The sequence below is a fragment of the Roseateles sp. GW821-FHT09G09 genome (assembly GCF_059415965.1).
Genome location: NZ_JBWKOG010000002.1, coordinates 210432 through 226686, shown reverse-complemented (window position 1 = coordinate 226686; position 16255 = coordinate 210432). Strand labels below are relative to the sequence as shown.

General features: G+C 70.0%; 10 protein-coding genes. 5 read left to right on the top strand and 5 right to left on the bottom strand.

Annotation, left to right across the window (positions count from 1 at the left end; translation table 11 throughout):
* The first annotated feature begins 88 nt into the window (after positions 1-88).
* The 5 genes from urtB to AC07O8_RS05845 all read left to right on the top strand — a co-directional run bounded on the left by urtB (position 89) and on the right by AC07O8_RS05845 (position 10305).
* Positions 89-1693: an urea ABC transporter permease subunit UrtB gene (urtB, locus tag AC07O8_RS05865; protein ID WP_495047145.1), complete on the top strand. Its 1605-nt coding sequence runs from the start codon at positions 89-91 to the stop codon at positions 1691-1693.
* Positions 1694-1711: 18 nt separating this feature from the next.
* Positions 1712-2953: an urea ABC transporter permease subunit UrtC gene (gene urtC / locus AC07O8_RS05860; protein ID WP_495047144.1), complete on the top strand. Its 1242-nt coding sequence runs from the start codon at positions 1712-1714 to the stop codon at positions 2951-2953.
* Entirely contained in the window at positions 2950-3786 is an 837-nt protein-coding gene (gene urtD, locus AC07O8_RS05855; RefSeq protein ID WP_495047143.1) for an urea ABC transporter ATP-binding protein UrtD, read from the top strand. The genes urtC and urtD overlap by 4 nt, the downstream gene beginning before the upstream one ends.
* Positions 3787-3826: 40 nt before the next feature.
* Complete coding sequence (gene urtE, locus AC07O8_RS05850; RefSeq protein WP_495047607.1) at positions 3827-4531, top strand: urea ABC transporter ATP-binding subunit UrtE; 705 nt, start codon at positions 3827-3829, stop codon at positions 4529-4531.
* Positions 4532-4644: 113 nt separating this feature from the next.
* A complete protein-coding gene (locus AC07O8_RS05845) occupies positions 4645-10305 on the top strand; it encodes a TcdA/TcdB pore-forming domain-containing protein (protein ID WP_495047142.1) in 5661 nt (1886 codons plus the stop codon).
* 461 nt (positions 10306-10766) lie between these two features.
* On the opposite strand, the gene AC07O8_RS05840 is transcribed toward AC07O8_RS05845, so the two are convergent.
* The 5 genes from AC07O8_RS05840 to AC07O8_RS05820 all read right to left on the bottom strand — a co-directional run bounded on the left by AC07O8_RS05840 (position 10767) and on the right by AC07O8_RS05820 (position 16029).
* On the bottom strand, positions 10767-11768 hold the full coding sequence (locus AC07O8_RS05840) for a Bug family tripartite tricarboxylate transporter substrate binding protein (protein WP_495047141.1): 1002 nt from the start codon (positions 11766-11768) through the stop codon (positions 10767-10769).
* 111 nt (positions 11769-11879) lie between these two features.
* Complete coding sequence (locus tag AC07O8_RS05835; RefSeq protein WP_495047606.1) at positions 11880-12821, bottom strand: hydroxymethylglutaryl-CoA lyase; 942 nt, start codon at positions 12819-12821, stop codon at positions 11880-11882.
* A 168-nt stretch (positions 12822-12989) separates the two neighbouring features.
* Positions 12990-14186 carry a CaiB/BaiF CoA transferase family protein gene (locus tag AC07O8_RS05830; protein WP_495047140.1) on the bottom strand — a complete coding sequence of 399 codons (1197 nt, stop codon included), beginning with the start codon at positions 14184-14186 and terminating at the stop codon, positions 12990-12992.
* 455 nt (positions 14187-14641) lie between these two features.
* Positions 14642-14923, bottom strand: coding sequence for an AAA family ATPase (locus AC07O8_RS05825; protein ID WP_495047139.1), 282 nt, complete (start codon positions 14921-14923; stop codon positions 14642-14644).
* Positions 14924-15132: 209 nt separating this feature from the next.
* Positions 15133-16029 (bottom strand): LysR substrate-binding domain-containing protein, encoded by an 897-nt coding sequence (locus tag AC07O8_RS05820; RefSeq protein ID WP_495047138.1) that lies wholly within the window; start codon positions 16027-16029, stop codon positions 15133-15135.
* Positions 16030-16255 lie beyond the last annotated feature (226 nt).

The window sequence follows — 16255 nt, the reverse complement described above, 5'->3', positions numbered from 1 at the left end:
GTGAGCCAGTCGGACTCCCTCTCCCGCTTGCGGGAGAGGGCGGGGGTGAGGGCCAGCGGCCTTCGCACCCCACCAACCGGAACGATCGATGACCTTGTTCCTGCGCCTGCTGACAGCAGCTTTCTTGATGTTCTCCGCTGCGGCCCATGCGCTCACGCAGCCGCAGGCGCTGTCCGTCGCGCAGGGCGAGACCGAGGAGCGCATCGCCGCGCTCGGCAAACTGGTCGCGGCGCCGGACGAGCGCACTGCCGTGCTGCTGCAGGCGCTGTCCGAAGAACGCGTGAAGCTCGGTCCCGATCGGCGCGTGCTGATCGCGACCGACCCCGGCGCCGGCACTTTCCTCGACGCCGCCACCGGCGCGGCGGTGACGCTGTCGGCGGACGTCCAGTCCTCGCTCGAGGACGTGATGCTCAACAACCGGCTGCGCGGCGAACTCGACGGCGCGCTGGCCGCGCTCCATCTGTCGAGCGCGGACAAGGCCGAGCGCCTCGCCGCGGCGAAGGCGCTGATGGACGCCGGCGGCGACGACGCGCGCGTCGCGCTGCTGGAGACCGCCATCGCGAAGGAGCAGGACGCGACCGTGCTCGACGCCTTGAAGCTCGCCCGCGCCGCCGCGCTCGCCGCGAGTCCCGATGCGACCAAGCGCCTCGCCGCCGCGAAGCTGCTCGGCGAATCGCACAGCCCCGAGACGCGGCTGCTGCTCAACCAGCGCCTGTCCGACGAACAGGACCCCGGCGTGAAACGCGCGCTGCAGCGCTCGCTGCGCGCCGTCGAGGACACCCTCGCCTGGGGCGAACGCCTGGGCGCGCTGTTCACCGGCATCAGCCTGGCCAGCATCCTGCTGCTGGTCGCGCTGGGCCTGGCCATCACCTACGGCCTGATGGGCGTCATCAACATGGCGCACGGCGAGCTGATGATGATCGGCGCCTACGCGACCTACCTCGTCCAGGTCGCCTTCCGCCACTGGCTGCCCGGCTGGTTCGACGCCTACCTCATCGTCGCCATGCCGGCGGCCTTCCTCGCGTCGGCGCTGGTCGGCGCGGCGCTGGAGCGCACCGTCATCCGCTGGCTCTACGGCCGGCCGCTGGAGACGCTGCTCGCCACCTGGGGCCTGAGCCTCGTCCTGATGCAGGCGGTGCGCTCGCTCTTCGGCGCGCAGAACGTCGCGGTGGAAAGCCCGTCCTGGATGGGCGGCTCGCTCGCCCTCCTGCCGGGTCTGGCGCTGCCGGCGAACCGGCTCGTCATCATCGTCTTCGCGCTGGTGGTGCTCGGCGGCATGTCGCTGCTCATCGCGCGCACGCGGCTCGGGCTGTTCGTCCGCGCCGTCACGCAGAACCGCCCGATCGCCTCCTGCATGGGCGTGCCCACCGCCCGCGTGGACACCTACGCCTTCGCGCTCGGTTCCGGCCTCGCGGGACTGGCCGGCTGCGCGCTGAGCCAGGTCGGCAACGTCGGCCCAGACCTCGGCCAGAGCTACATCGTCGACGCCTTCATGGTCGTCGTGCTGGGCGGCGTCGGCCAGCTCGCCGGCACCGTGCTGGCCGCGCTCGGCCTGGGCCTGGCCAACAAGGCGCTGGAAGGCGTCGTCGGCGCGGTGCTCGCCAAGATCGCCGTGCTGCTCTTCATCATCGTCTTCATCCAGAAGCGGCCGCAGGGCCTGTTCGCGGTCAAGGGCCGCGCGCAGGAGTCCTGAATGCGCAGGGATCCCCTCATGACCGCGACCACGCCCGCCATCGCCGCCACCGCCACCGCCACCGCCGCCACCGCCGCGCCTTCCGCGGCAACGCCGGCCGCTGCCCATGCGTCGCCCGCCTCCGCCCTGCTGCTGCCGCAACGCCCCGCCCTGCTCGGCCGCGCCGGCTGGGTCGCCGTGCTGGCGGCGCTGACCGTCGCCTGCGTGCTGCTGCCCTCGTTGAACCTGCTGGTGCCCGCCGGCCATCCGCTGCATGTGGACGGCTATTGGATCAGCCTGCTCGGCAAGTTCTGCTGCTACGCGATGTGCGCGCTGGCGATGGACCTGATCTGGGGCTTCGCCGGCATCCTGTCGCTGGGCCACGGCCTGTACTTCGCGCTCGGCGGCTACGCGATGGGCATGTACCTGATGCGCCAGATCGGCACCGACGGCCAATACCGCAGCACGCTGCCGGACTTCATGGTCTTCCTCGACTGGAAGGAGCTGCCCTGGCACTGGGCCTTCAGCGACAGCTTCCTCGCGACGATGCTGCTGGTGCTGCTGGTGCCGGGCGGCATCGCGTTCGTCTTCGGCTTCTTCGCGTTCCGCTCGCGCATCAAGGGCGTGTACTTCTCGATCATCACGCAGGCGATGACCTACGCCGCGATGCTGTTCTTCTTCCGCAACGAGAGCGGCTTCGGCGGCAACAACGGCTTCACCGACTTCAAGCGGCTGCTGGGCCTCTCGATCACGACGCCCGGCATGCGCATGACGCTGTTCGTGCTGAGCGCGGTGGCGCTGGTCGGCTGCACCCTCGGCCTGCGCTGGCTGACGCGCGCGAAGTTCGGTCGCGTGCTCAGCGCCGTGCGCGATGCCGAGTCGCGCCTGATGTTCTGCGGCTACTCGCCGCTGCCCTACAAGCTGGCCGCGTGGGTGCTGTCGGCGCTGATCTGCGGCCTGGCCGGCGCCTTGTACGTGCCGCAGGTCGGCATCATCAACCCCGGCGAGATGAGCGTCGCCAACTCCATCGAGATCGCCATCTGGGCGGCGGTCGGCGGGCGCGGCACGCTGGTGGGGCCGATCGTCGGCGCCTTCGCGGTCAACGGCGCGAAGAGCTGGCTGACGCAGTTCGCGCCGGAGTACTGGCTGTACCTGCTGGGTGCGCTGTTCGTCGCGGTCACGCTGTTCATGCCGGACGGCATCGCGGGGCTGGTCAAGCGCAAGCTCGGCGGGAACGTCGTTGGAAAGAGCGACCGCAAGCACGTGGAGACCAAGGCATGAGCCCCGACCTGCTCGAACAAGGCGAGGAACGGCTGCGCGCGGCCAGCGGTCCCGGCTACGGCCGCGTGGTGCTGCCGGGCCAGCTGGACCTGGCGCACGGCCGCATCCTGTACCTGGAGGACGTGTTCGTCAGCTTCGACGGCTTCCGCGCGATCAACGGCCTGTCCATCGACATCGCACCGGGCGAGCTGCGCTGCATCATCGGCCCGAACGGCGCGGGCAAGACCACGATGATGGACATCATCACCGGCAAGACCCGGCCCGACAGCGGCACGGTGTTCTTCGGCGGCACGATCAACCTGCTGCGCCACAGCGAGGCCGAGATCGCGCAGCTCGGCATCGGCCGCAAGTTCCAGCGCCCGACGGTGTTCGAGGCGCTCAGCGTCTACGAGAACCTCGAGCTCGCGCTGCAGGGGTCCCGCGCGCTGCGGGCGTCGCTGTGGGGCGTGCTGAGCGGCGCGCAGAAGGACCGGCTCGCCGAGGTGCTGACGCTGATCCGGCTGCAGGACCAGATGACGCGCGCGGCGGGGCTGCTGAGCCACGGGCAGAAGCAGTGGCTGGAGATCGGCATGCTGCTGGTGCAGGACCCGAAGCTGCTGCTGCTCGACGAGCCGGTGGCCGGCATGACCGACCAGGAGACTGAGCGCACGGCGGAGCTGATCCTGACCCTGAAAGGGAGGCACAGCATCATCGTCGTCGAGCACGACATGGGCTTCGTGGACCGCATCGCGGAGAAGGTGACGGTGCTCGCCGAAGGCTCGGTGCTGGCCGAAGGCACGCTCGCCCAGGTGCAAGCCGATGAACGCGTGATCGAGGTGTACCTTGGACGTTGAACTTCAGGACCGGACCTCGACGGTCCCCGCCACCGCAGCGATGCTCGAAGCGACCGGCATCCAGCAGTACTACGGCGGTTCGCACATCCTGCGCGACGTGTCGGTGAGCGCGTCGCCGGGGCGCATCACGGTGCTGCTCGGTCGCAACGGCGTCGGCAAGACCAGCCTGCTGAAGAGCCTGATGGGCCTGATCCCGATCCGGGCGGGCAGCGTCACGCTGGCCGGCGCGGACATCACGCGCGCGACGCCGTACCAGCGTGCGCGGGCCGGCATCGGCTACGTGCCGCAGGGGCGCGAGATCTTCGCCCGCCTGAGCGTCGAGGAGAACCTGCGCATGGGCCTGGCGAGCAAGCCCGGCGGCACGACTATCCCGGAGCACCTCTATGCGCTGTTCCCGGTGCTCAAGCAGATGCTGAAGCGCCGCGGCGGCGACCTGTCCGGCGGCCAGCAGCAGCAGCTCGCGATCGCGCGGGCGCTGGCGGCGTCGCCGCGGCTGCTGATCCTCGACGAACCGACCGAAGGCATTCAGCCCAGCATCATCAAGGACATCGGGCGCGTGATCCGGCGCCTGGCGGACGAGGGCCTCGACGGCCACCCGGTCGCCATCCTGCTGTGCGAGCAGTACTACGACTTCGCCGCGGAACTGGCCGACGAGTTCCTCGTGCTCGAACGCGGCAGCGTGATCGCGCGAGGCAACAACGCGGACATGCAGACCCCGGAGATCCGGGGACTCGTGGCGATCTGACGCCCGCGCAGCCGACAAGCGCGGAAAAAATATCGATGAACATCGTGGAGACGCGAGGCAAGACCTGGCGCTCGCGGCGGCACTGAGGGATCCCTTCGACTGTCGTTCGCGCCATGCCCGTCATCCCCGCCAAGCCCACCGCCCTCCCCGCCTTCCCCGACCTTTTCGCCTCCCAGCCACGCCTGGAACCCGTCCAGCACGCCCGCCCCGGTCCCGCACTGGCGCCGCATCAGGGATTGCTGATGCTGTTCGCGCTCGAACATCTTTCCGGCGGAGGCGGCGCCCGTCCGGACGAGATCCGGTTCATGGATGGCACGAAGGAGGCCCTCGTCTCCTGGGCGGTGGACTTCGTCATGCGCGCGCGGCCGCCTCGACCGGGCGGCCTGTCTTCCCATTCCTTGCGAAGCATGTGGGGGACGCTGCTGTCCGGAGTGGTCGACTCGATCATGGCCTCGGTCCGCGGCGCCGCTCCCGCGGGCATCGCTGATGCGGCGAGTGGGCTGGGTGGCCTTTTCCTGCTGGGCGAGGCGCCGGACGGGAAGGTCCCGTTGTGTCGCTTCACCTCCGACAACACCCTCTCCAACACGCCGGCCAAGGCGACCGAGGTCGTGCTGCCGCTCTCCGAGGGACTGCTGCTGAAGCTGGTCGACGTGGCCGTCGCGTCGGCCATCGTCGCCAGTCCCGTCGTTGCCACCTCGGGTCTGGGTGAGCGCCTCCAGGCGCTGAAGGCCACGCTTTGCGAACAGCCGTTCAAGCTCGACGTCGAGCGGGCGCGACGTGCCCATGCCGAGGCGACGCGGCAGCCGGCGGAGTTCGAGGCGCTCCGCGCCGTGTTCCAGGCCCAGCGGCGCATGGCCATCCATGGCCTGGTCCCGATGCCGCAACTGGTCTTTCCGGCGGCCGCGCAGGCATCCCGGCAGTCTCCCGAAACGCGCGCCCTGCTGCGGGCCCTCCTGGCACCTCGCGCGCCAGCGACCGCTGCGGCAGCAAGTGCAGCGGCGGATGCGGCGGCAAGTGCAGCGGCAGATGCGGCGGCCGACGCGGATGTCGGAGCCTCGCAGCTCAAACGGTTGCAAACCGTCCAACCCACACCGTCGGAACGGGAGACAGGGACCTGGACGTTCACCTTCGGCCTCCGCGATTCGAAGGCCGTGCTGCACGTCTCCCCGCTGCCCGCGGCGCATTCGGCGCATTCGGCGCAAGCGCTCGCCGCACAGGACCGGCAGTTCCGGCTGCTGCGCGACTTCGTCCTCGCCCACTTCTCCATCGGCCAACGCGACGTCCATCCGCTGGATGTCCGGCTGGCCGGCGACGAGATCCGGGTCGGTCGTCTGCCCGTCGCCCGCAAGTCCAGGAACGGGCTCTGGATCCCCGACCGCCTGGCGGTCAAGGAAGTGCTCTCGGCGACGGCCGTGAGCAGTGCCGCGGACGCGACGCCCCTCGAGACGTGGTGGGACGCCAGCGCCTTCAGGCTGCTGGAGCCGCGCGTCCCGGCGACGACGGTCCGGCGACTGCGCGTGTGCGTGCAGATGGACCCGGAGTTCAACGCGTTCTGGATGGCGAGATACCGGTATCCGGAGGAGGCCGTCTGGATCCAGATCGACCGGGACGGCCATTGGCGCATCGTGGCCGGCGAGGCCCTGCTCGCTCGTCTGGCGCCGGACCACCAGCTCAAGATCGAGATCGGCGGCCACGGCAACATGGGCGCCTCCGGGGCTCGCGAACTCGCCCACTACGCGCCGTCCGTGCTCGTCGCGCAGGTGACGACCGCGCTGCGTGGCCTGGGCCTCTCCACGCCGGCCAGTGCCGTCACGCTGATCTCCTGCGCGCTGGAATCTCCCGTGACCCGCGAGTCGTATGCCGGTTCCTTTCTCAAGACCGGCATCGCGAAGGGTCTGTTGCCCCCCCGGGCCGAGGTGACCGCGTACGCGGACATGGTGAGCATCACCGCGAACGCCGCGCTCCTGTCGACGGCGCGGTTCGTCCGCCCGGGGACCGATCGGAAGACCCTGCGATTCGACGGCGCGCCCTTGAAGCGGCATGCCCCCCAGAAAACCTGGGTCTATCGCGTCGACCCGACGACCGGCCAGGTCGTCCGCCGCGACAAGTACCCGCCCGCGCCCGGTCAGACCGAAGCGGACACGACCGTGCTCGAACAGTTTGCCCTCGGCAGCGAGGGCTGCACCGTCCTCGGCGCGGCCGGCCGCGTCGCCGACCGCCTGCGTCCGTCCGCGGGGTCCCACCTCGTGCCCGGGCGCATCGACCCCGCCCATCCTTCCCTGACCTTCATCGACGAGACCACCGGCGTGCCGACGATCCGGCCGCTCGGCGACCCGGGAGAAGCCCGCCTCATGCAGGCGTACATGAAGACGCTGTCCGCGCTGATGGACCGCGCGTCGGCGGGCGACGCGCGCCCGTCCTCCGGTGAGTCCGTCGCCGCCTCCGCCCCCGACGGCCTCAACGTCGGTCTGCTCGCGCTGGCGCTGAGCCAGCTCTCGCGGAACCCATCGCCAGGCGATCCCTACCAGGCGGCCCTGACGGTCGTCGGCATGGCCCAGGGCGGCGCGTTCCTGACTGCGGACGCCCTGGCGCTGGCGCGGACGGTACGCACCGCGATGCGCAGCACGGACGCCGCCGTCGTTGCAGGCCTGGCCCAGGCCGGCGGCCTGCTGGCGCGCGGCCTGCGCGGCCTGGGCAGCCTCGCCCAGGTGGGCGTGCTGGGGCTGGATATCAAGGCGTTGGCGGACGCTGTCGGCTCGGGAGACGCTGGCGCCGTCACCACCGCAGGCGTGCAGCTCGGCATCGACGGTGCAGGACTGCTCGTGATGGGCGGCGGCACGCTGGCCGGCATGGCGGGTGCCGCGACGCTGGGCTCGATGCTCTCCGACCTGGCCGTGCCGATCGCCGGCATCGCCATCGGCGTCACCGGCCTCGTGCGCGCCGTGCAAGGCGAGAAGGCCCGCCTGGAAGCCAACCTCCAACCGCTGCACGCGATCGACGCGGGCTACGACGCGCCCTTGCGCCTGCTCGACGGTGCGGGTTCGACGTCGCGGACCCGTCTGCTGTCCCTCGCGGGATGGGCGCCCGTGAACCGCATCGACTTCCTGCGCGGCGAGGTGGGCTTCGCCGACGCGACCATCGGCGAATCCTCCGCCCGCATCGTCCCCAACGCGTTCTACAACGACCACTCCGACCGGCAAGGCACGTTCTGGCGCACCGGCAAGGACCTGGACCTCTGGTCGATGCTCTGGAAGCCGGGGCGGGAGACCCGCCCCGTCACGGCGCTCACGGCCGAGGACCGCGATCCCGCCCATGTCCTGCTGCTGGCGGCCAGCGCACCGGTCGACGTCGACTTCGAGCTGTATTCCAACGGCAGGGTTGCCGCGGCCACGCTGGGGGACGAACAGCTGGACCGCATGCGGGAACGCAGCGGCGGCCGGTTCATCGGCGACTACGTCGCCAGCATGAGCATGGCCAAGTCGGCAGACCTCTGGCACTACGCCTATCGGCCCAGCACGCTCACGGTCGTGCTGGACGAGCAGACGCGCGTGCTCGCGCTGCCGGCCGGCAACGACCTGGCCCAGGCCAGCTTCACTTTCCGGAACCACGACGGCATCCCCGATCGCACGATCAGACCGTTGGACCCGTCCAGGATCGACTACCGGCTCATTGGCGGGGGCGGACAGGCGGTGCTGGCCTTGCCCGGCGACGGCACCGCCCACAACCCCGTCACCATCGTCCCGTCCGGGAAACCCGGCGAGCATTGGACGATCCAGCTCGACGGCGCGCTGAGCGGGGGCGGCAAGGCATTCGAGTTCCTCGACGGCGCAGGCGAGGTGGCCGGCGCCGAGGGCGGTGCCGGGTTCCGCATCAATGGCCAGACGGTCCGGTTCGAAGCGATGCCCGACGCGCCCGTGAGCGTGGTCGACCCCTCCCAACCGGACCGGGGTGTGCAGCTGGACCTGCGTCGGCGACACGCCTCGCTGGTCGTCGACCTCGGCTACTGGCCGTATGACGTCGACCCGCTGCGGGACGTGCAACGACACCTGGCCGCACTGGGCAAGGCCCCGATGAGGGGCAGTCTCATCGAGCAGGTCCTGCGCGACGGCGAGGGTCGGGTGCTGCTGACCGCGCAGGGAGATGCCTTCCTCCCGCCCGGGCCCGGCGCCCCCGCGGCCGCGGCGAGGGACGTGCCGCAGAACGCAGTGCTGCTGGGCGTCGGCCACCGCGTGCCGCTCGGCGGCTACGTCGACCTCGAGAGCGGTCGCGCGGTCCTGCGTGGCGACCAGAACCTGTGGATCCACGATCCCACGCCCACGCGCCGCGACGAAGCGACGCGCTGGCTGAGGATGTCGACGACGGGCGACCAGGCCTCGATCGACGCACTCGGGCGGCCGGTCGTCACGGTGGCGGGCAACCGCGACGTGGCGGCCGTCCGTTTCACCCTGGACTGGGACACCTGGCAGTTCGAACGCGGCGCCGTGCAGCTCACCGAGCACGGTGAAGCCCGACTCAGGCAATGGATGTCGCGCACGCCGGGATGGACGCCGCACCAACTCTTCGAGCAGCTCCAAGACAGCGGCGCGCTGGACGGCGTGGACCTGGCAGGACCGAGCAGCCACGCGCTTCGCCACCATCCGGTCTCCGCCGTGAGCTACGAGGCGCAGACCTCGTTCCTTGTCTCCGAGGACGGTCTCATCGTCACCGATCTCGAGGGCAACCGGTTCGAGCAACAGGACCGGATCCGGCTCGTCACGCTGAACGGGACCGCGATCCCGCCGTTCCCTCTTGGCGGCACCGGCCTGGCGGGGGATATGCAGTCGTCGCCGCTCCTGTCCACATCACCGCTGCGCGTGATGATCCAGGGCAACGGCCGTCCGATCGACCTGACGGCGGCCTTCCACGCAACCGGCATGGATGAGGCCGTGATCCTGCCCGAGGTCGACGGCGCGCCGCGCCAGCTCCATGTCAGGGAGGACCGCGGTTCGGACCTCCGGGCCGCCTGCAACGGGCTGGACCTGATCCTCTTCGACGCCCACCGGCCGGAGGCCCCGTTGATCCGCATCCGCGATGCGCTGGTTGTCGGCGACCACGCGTCGGAGCACGCCCTGACCCCCGATCCCGGCTTGAGCATCGTGCGGCACGGCGCGGCAACGTCGATGCCCCTCGCCTGGCCCGTCGATGTCGTCGACGCACCGATGCTCACCCTGACCGACCGCGGGCTGTCGCTGGCGCGGGACGGCGGCGATCTCGTGGCGCGATCCGCCGACGGGTGGGACGAAGAGCGCCTGCCGGGGTTCTTCGACCCCGATGCGCCGGGCGGCGATGCGGCCGCGTTCGCGCGGGATCCGGCGCTGCTCGTGCGGCTGCGCCGCGACGCAGGCGCGTGGGAATTCGGCCAGCTCGACAACGGCGATCTCCTGGGCATGATCGCCGCGCAGGAGGCGCACGGCGCCCAGGACGCGCGGGATGCGCGGGATGCGCGGGATGTGCGAGGTGAGGCGTTCCATTGGTCGATCAGTCGCGGCCTGGATCCGCAGGACCGCCGCCCCCGCCTGACCCTGGACGCGCAGGGGCGCGTGACCGCGGCGACGTTCCAGCTGCAGGCGGCCCTGCTGAGCGACCATGTTGCCGGCATGCGGCCCGCCGCGTCGACGGATACCGCCTTGCGCTTCCAGCCGGCGCTGGAACTTCCGTCCTCGACGGGTGCCGGTCCGGCCTTCCAGCAATCGAACCGGCACAACTCGCCGACCACGGTGCTCATGGTCCGGTAGCGCCCGACCCCGGGGGCGACACGCAAAGTTCCGCACGCGAAGCGCTGTTACAACCTCACGCGAACGAAGGGTTGCGTCTGCACACTGACAGCGCTCTTCCCATGGAGTTGTGCGAATGTCAAAACCTGACCCTTCCACGAACAATCCCGCGCCCCATCGTCCCGGCGATCCGATCGATCATGCTGCCCTGCCCGGCGACGAGCCTGTCGCCGGTCCGGCAGACCCGGACGTGGCACCTGAAGCGCCGACGACCCTGCCCGCCGCGGAAGAGCGGATACCCGATCTCAAGGCGGAGATCCCAGCCTCCAGCCTGTTCGCGGAAACTCCCCGGCGGCAGGCCGCGCAATTGATCGATGCGATCGCCGCCTTTCCACCGTCGGCGGCGGACGCCGCTGCGGGGTCCCATCCCCCCGAGGATCCTCCGCCGACGCTGGCGCCCCCGAGCTGACCAAGCAGGTGGCTCAATCCGCCTGGATCTTCGCCGACGAGATGACCTTGCCCCAGCGCAGGAACTCGGCGTCCGAATGCGCCTGCAGCTGCTGCGGGTTCATGTAGTCCGCAGTGGCGCCGAGCTCGGCGGCCTTTTTCTTGAACTCGGGCGTGGCCATGATCTTCTGGATCTCCGCGGTCAGGCGGTCCACCACGGCCTGAGGCGTCTTCGCCGGCGCGAACACGGCGAACCACGAGCCCGCATCCAGGTTGGGCAGCCCAGCTTGCGCGGCGGTCGGCACGTCCGGCAGCGAGGACAGGCGCTCCTTGCCCGTCACCGCGACCGCGCGCAGCTTGCCCGCCGCGATGAAGGGCATGAACGGCGGCGGCGTGCCGAAGGTCAGGTCGACCTGGCCGCCCAGCAGGTCCTGCAGCGCCGGGCCCGTGCCCTTGTACGGGACATGGATCATCTGGATGCCGGCCTGCTGTTCCAGCATCACGCCGGTGACGTGCTGCAGCGAGCCGTTGCCCGAGGACGCGAACGAGAGCTTGCCGGGGTTCTTCTTCGCGTAGGCGATCAGCTCGGCGGTGGTCTTCGCGGGCACGCCCTCGCGCAGGACGATCAGTTGCGGCGCGGTCAGCACGTTGGCGACCGGGCGCAGGTCTTTCAGCTCCCACGCGCCCTTCTGGATGTGCGGCGTGATCACGTGGTAGCCGGAGTACTGCATCAGGATGGTGTAGCCGTCCGGCTCCGCGCGCTTGGTCGCGACGGCGGCCAGCGCGCCGCTGGCGCCGGAGCGGTTGTCCACCACCACCGTCTGCCCCAGCGCCTTGCCCAGCGGCTCGGCGAGCATGCGCGCGGCGATGTCGGTAGTGCCGCCGGGCGCGGCGCCGACCAGCATCGTGATCGGCTTGTTCGGATAGGACTGCGCCTGCGCGGCGCTCATCGGCGCCAGCGCTGAGACGGTGGTCGCGATCAGCGCGACCGCCATCGGACTCAGGGCGCCCACGGCGAGGCGGCGGATTCGGTTCATGGTCTTGTCTCCAGGGAAGCCGCTCGGGGCGGCGTTGTCGTTGGGGGTGATGCGGAAAGGTGTCGCGGGAAAGGCGTTGCCGGACGGAGGCCGGGTGCGGTGGAACGGCACTCAGGCGTCGCGGGCCAGCGCGCGTTCGCGGATCGCGTCGAAATCGCGCGGCTTCGGATGCAGGTCGAGCCGGCACCCGGCGCTGACGATCTGGCTCGGCACCGCGTGGCCGATCAGCGGTGGCAGACGCTTCGCCGCGGCGATCAATCGCTCCAGGTCCACGCCGGTGTCGCAGCCCATGCACTGCAGCGCATGGACGATCTCCTCGGTGCAGACGTTGCCGGTCGCACCCGGCGCGTACGGGCAGCCGCCGATGCCGCCGAGCGACGCGTCGAAGCGATCCGCGCCGGCGTCGATCGCCGCGATCACGTTGACCAGGCCCATGCCGCGCGTGTTGTGGAAGTGCAGCGTGAGCTGGGCCTCGGGCCAGCGCCCGCGGAAGGCGCGCACCAGCGCGACGACCTGTGTGGGATAGGCCATGCCGGTGGTGTCGCACAGCGTCACGCCACGCGCGCCGAGGTCCTCGAGGAAATGGGCGCACCAGCCCAGCACGGTCTCGAAGGGCACGTCGCCCTCCATCGGGCAACCGAAGGCGCACGACAGCGAGACGTTCACCGCGATGCCGGCCTGGTGCGCCATCGCGGCGACCTCGGCCAGGCCGGCGAAGGACTGCTCGCGCGTCATCCGCAGGTTGGACAGGTTGTGGCTCTCGCTGGCGGACATCACCAGATTCAGCTCGTCGGCGCGGGCCGCGATCGCACGCTCCGCGCCCCGGACGTTGGGCACCAGCACCGTGTAGACCACGCCCGGTTTGCGCACGATGCCCGCCATCACCTCGGACGCATCGGCGAGCACCGGGATCGCCTTCGGCGAGACGAAGGCCGTGACCTCGACCTTGGCGAGGCCTGCGTCGGACAGCGCGTCGACCAGCGCGATCTTGTCGGCGGTCGGCACGAAGGTGGTCTCGGCCTGAAGGCCGTCCCGGGTGCCGACGTCCTGCATGAAGATGCGCCGGCCGGCGCCGGTCCAGACATCGGACGGCACGCGGGCAGCCGCGCCGGCGGAGGAAGACGGCGAGGAAGGCAACGAAGAAGAGGAGGAAGAGGAAGAGGAAGAGGAAGAGGAAGGGGAAGCAGAGGGGGAAGCAGAAGCGGTCATCGCGGAGAGCCTTCAGGAAACGATCTTGCGGTCGCGGAGCGCGGCGATCTGCTCGGCGCTGAGGCCGATCTCGCGCAGCACCTCGTCGGTGTCGCCGCCCAGTCGCGGCGCGGCGCGGCGCACGGCGCCGGGCGTGCCCATCAGCTTGGGCACGATGCCCGGCACGTCGAGCTCGTGGCCGTCGCGCGTCTGCTGCTTGATGATCATGTCGCGGGCGCGGAAGTGCGGGTCTTCGACGATGTCCTTGGCGGTGTAGACGCGGCCGGCGGGCACGCTGGCCTCGGCGAGCGGCGCGAGGACCTCGTCGACGCTACGCGTCGCGGCCCAGGCGCCGATGGCGGCGTCGATCTCCTCGACGCGCGCCACGCGGCCGGCGTTGTTGGCGAGCGCCTCGTCGTTGGCCAGATCGTCGCGGCCGATCACCTGCATCAGCCGCTTGAAGATCGAATCGCCGTTGCCCGCGATCAGCACGACGCCGTCCGCGCAGGGGTACGCGTTCGATGGCGCGATGCCGGGCAGCGCGGAGCCGGCCGGACCGCGCACGGCGCCGAACGCGCTGTACTCGGGGACCAGGCTCTCCATCACGTTGAGCACGGCTTCGGTGAGCGCGACGTCGATGACCTGGCCGCGGCCGCCATTGACCTTGCGGTGATAGAGGGCGGTCAGCACGCCGATCGTGCCGTGCAGCGCGGCGAGCGTGTCGCCGATGGAGATGCCGCAACGCACCGGCACGCGGCCGGGTTCGCCGGTCAGATGACGCAGTCCGCCCATCGCTTCGCCGATCACGCCGAAGCCCGGCAGGTCGCGATACGGCCCGGTCTGTCCGTAGCCGCTGATGCGCAGCATGATCAGGCCGGGGTTGGTCTTGGCGAGTTCCTCGTAGGACATGCCCCAGCCCTCGAGGGTGCCAGGTCTGAAGTTCTCGATCAGGACGTCGGCTTCAGCGATGAGCTGTCGGGCGATGTCCTGGCCGTCCTTCTGCCGGAGGTCGAGGGCGATGGAGCGCTTGTTGCGGGACTGGACCTGCCACCAGACGGAGGTGCCGTCCTGGATCATGCGCCAGTTGCGCAGCGGGTCGCCGCTGCCGGGGGCTTCGATCTTCACGACGTCGGCGCCGAAGTCGCCGAGCGTCTTCCCGGCGAACGGACCGGCGATCAGTTGCCCCATCTCGACGATGCGCAACCCTTGCAGGGCCTGCAGACCTTCCATGGCTAGCTGTCTCCTGGTTGTGGAGACGGATTCTGGGAAGGACCGCCTCCGGATGGAATGCCGGAGTGGCGGCGCCAGCTTTCACGGATCGCGAAAGCGGGATGGGGTTCGCCCTGACCTGAGGGTGCGCTGGATAGCGCCAGAAACCTAGTAGCGACTCAGTGGCCAGCCCGGGAACGCGCTCGCCCAGCGTTGGGGATTGAGCACCACGCACACCTGGGCCAGCTCACGCTGCCAGCGCGGTCCGGACCGCCCGATCGGGATGCATCGCTTGAGTTCCTTGTTCACGACGCCAAGCAATCCGTTGTCCAGCGTCAGCACACAGAGATAGCGCAGGGGTTTGTCGAGTCGAACTCAAACCCGTCAGCGCGCACCTTCATTGTCCGAGTTCCCCCATCTGCTGACGAATCTCCCGATCGGCCAGCGCTCCCAGCGTGTCGTCGATGACGTTGGGTTCAAGCGAGTTCGGATCGGGTGACGTCCGCGGTGCAGGTGCTACTTGACGAACGACGCTGCACAAGCCTGCCGATCTGCTCGCCGGAGGGGAGGAACACGCGATTCAACTTCTCGGCGAAGCTCTTCTGGCTCGTGCTGACGTCGCACGCCGAATAGATCAACTTGAGCAGATGCGTCTTGCCGCACCCGTTCTCACCGACAAAGATGTTCAGCCCTGGCGAAAACCTGAGATTGAGCTGTTCGAACGCTGTGAATCGTTCCAGCTTGATGGCGTCGAGCATGGGGGCTTGTTCCGATTTCGGTGCAACTCGTCAGCTTATCGCATGAGCGGTGCTTGAGCATTGATCTGGGAGGCGCTGGGGCGAGGCGATGGCCCATCGCCGACGAGTGCGGTGCCGGCGGATGGAATCCTCAATCGGCAAGACTTTGCCGATGGGCCAGATATTCGCCGCTTACCGGAACGATCCTGCCGCTTGCGTACGCGAGGCCATCAGCGAGTCTCGCAAAGATGATCGATGAACACCCGCACATGCCGGGGCAGCGCATCGAGATCCCGCACCCCGATCAGCAGCGTGCGGTCCGACCAGTCCTCATCGAGTCCCACCCGCCGCAGGTTCAGCGGCTTGAGCAGCGGTTCCACCGCCACGTCAGGCAGCACCGCAATGCCCATGCCCGCGGCCACCATGCGGCACATCGCGTCGAAGCTGCGCACCTGGATGCGGTTCTTCAGCCGCCGGCCGAGCTTCTCGGTCTCCATCTCCAGGCGCTTCTGCAGCGAGGTCGCCTTCGCCAGCGTCACGAAGTCGTGTTCGACGGCCTGCTCCCAGCGCACCGTCTTGCGCTTGGCCAGCGGATGCCCGCCGGGCGCGACCAGCACCAGCCGGTCGTGGCGGTAGTTCAGGACGTGCAGGCCCAGCGCCGGCGTGCGGTCCGCGAAGATGCCGAGGTCCGCGCGGCCGTCCAGCACCGCGACCACGATCTCGTGGCTGTCCGCTTCCTCGAGCTCGATCCGGATGCGCGGGTTGTCGCGCACGAAGGCCGACACCTGCTCCGGCAGGAACTGCGTCACCGCCGAGGTGTTCGCCCACAACCGCACCACGCCGGTCAGGCCCGACGCGTAGTCGGACAGGTCGGCGGTCATCTGGTCGACGTCGCTGAGGATGCGCTGCGCATGCTGCTGCAGCGCCAGGCCCGCCGCGGTCAGCGTCACGCCGCGCGAATGCCGTTCCAGCAGCGTCGTGCCGAGCGAATGTTCCAGGTCGCTCAGACGTTTGCTGGCCGCGCCGACTGCCAGCGCGGCAAGGGCCGCCCCCTTGCTGATGCTGCCCGTGCGGGCCACCAGGCTGAAGAGCGACAGCGAGACGAGATCGACGCGATGCAGGTTCATGGCCGCAGGAGTATCCGTCCGCGCCAGCCCGGCCGCCGAGGCGGCGGCGGGCTGGCGCCCTGCGGCGGGCGATCCGCGTCAGGTCGACTGCGCGCTCAGCAGGCTCATCGGCGAGGGGAGCTTCTGCGTCCCGGAGGAGGACGTCCCGCCCAACCTGGCATGCCCGTCGCCTGCCATCTCCTGCATGAGCAGGTTGGCCTGGCGCTGCGGGTCGCCACCGCGTCCC

Coding starts and splice junctions, on each gene's coding strand:
- urtC (WP_495047144.1), top strand. CDS start 1,712: ATGACCGCGACCACGCCCGCCATCGCCGCCACCGCCACCGCCACCGCC.
- AC07O8_RS05840 (WP_495047141.1), bottom strand. CDS start 11,768: ATGAACCGAATCCGCCGCCTCGCCGTGGGCGCCCTGAGTCCGATGGCG.
- urtB (WP_495047145.1), top strand. CDS start 89: ATGACCTTGTTCCTGCGCCTGCTGACAGCAGCTTTCTTGATGTTCTCC.
- AC07O8_RS05835 (WP_495047606.1), bottom strand. CDS start 12,821: ATGCAGGACGTCGGCACCCGGGACGGCCTTCAGGCCGAGACCACCTTC.
- AC07O8_RS05820 (WP_495047138.1), bottom strand. CDS start 16,029: ATGAACCTGCATCGCGTCGATCTCGTCTCGCTGTCGCTCTTCAGCCTG.
- AC07O8_RS05845 (WP_495047142.1), top strand. CDS start 4,645: ATGCCCGTCATCCCCGCCAAGCCCACCGCCCTCCCCGCCTTCCCCGAC.
- urtD (WP_495047143.1), top strand. CDS start 2,950: ATGAGCCCCGACCTGCTCGAACAAGGCGAGGAACGGCTGCGCGCGGCC.
- urtE (WP_495047607.1), top strand. CDS start 3,827: ATGCTCGAAGCGACCGGCATCCAGCAGTACTACGGCGGTTCGCACATC.
- AC07O8_RS05825 (WP_495047139.1), bottom strand. CDS start 14,923: ATGCTCGACGCCATCAAGCTGGAACGATTCACAGCGTTCGAACAGCTC.
- AC07O8_RS05830 (WP_495047140.1), bottom strand. CDS start 14,186: ATGGAAGGTCTGCAGGCCCTGCAAGGGTTGCGCATCGTCGAGATGGGG.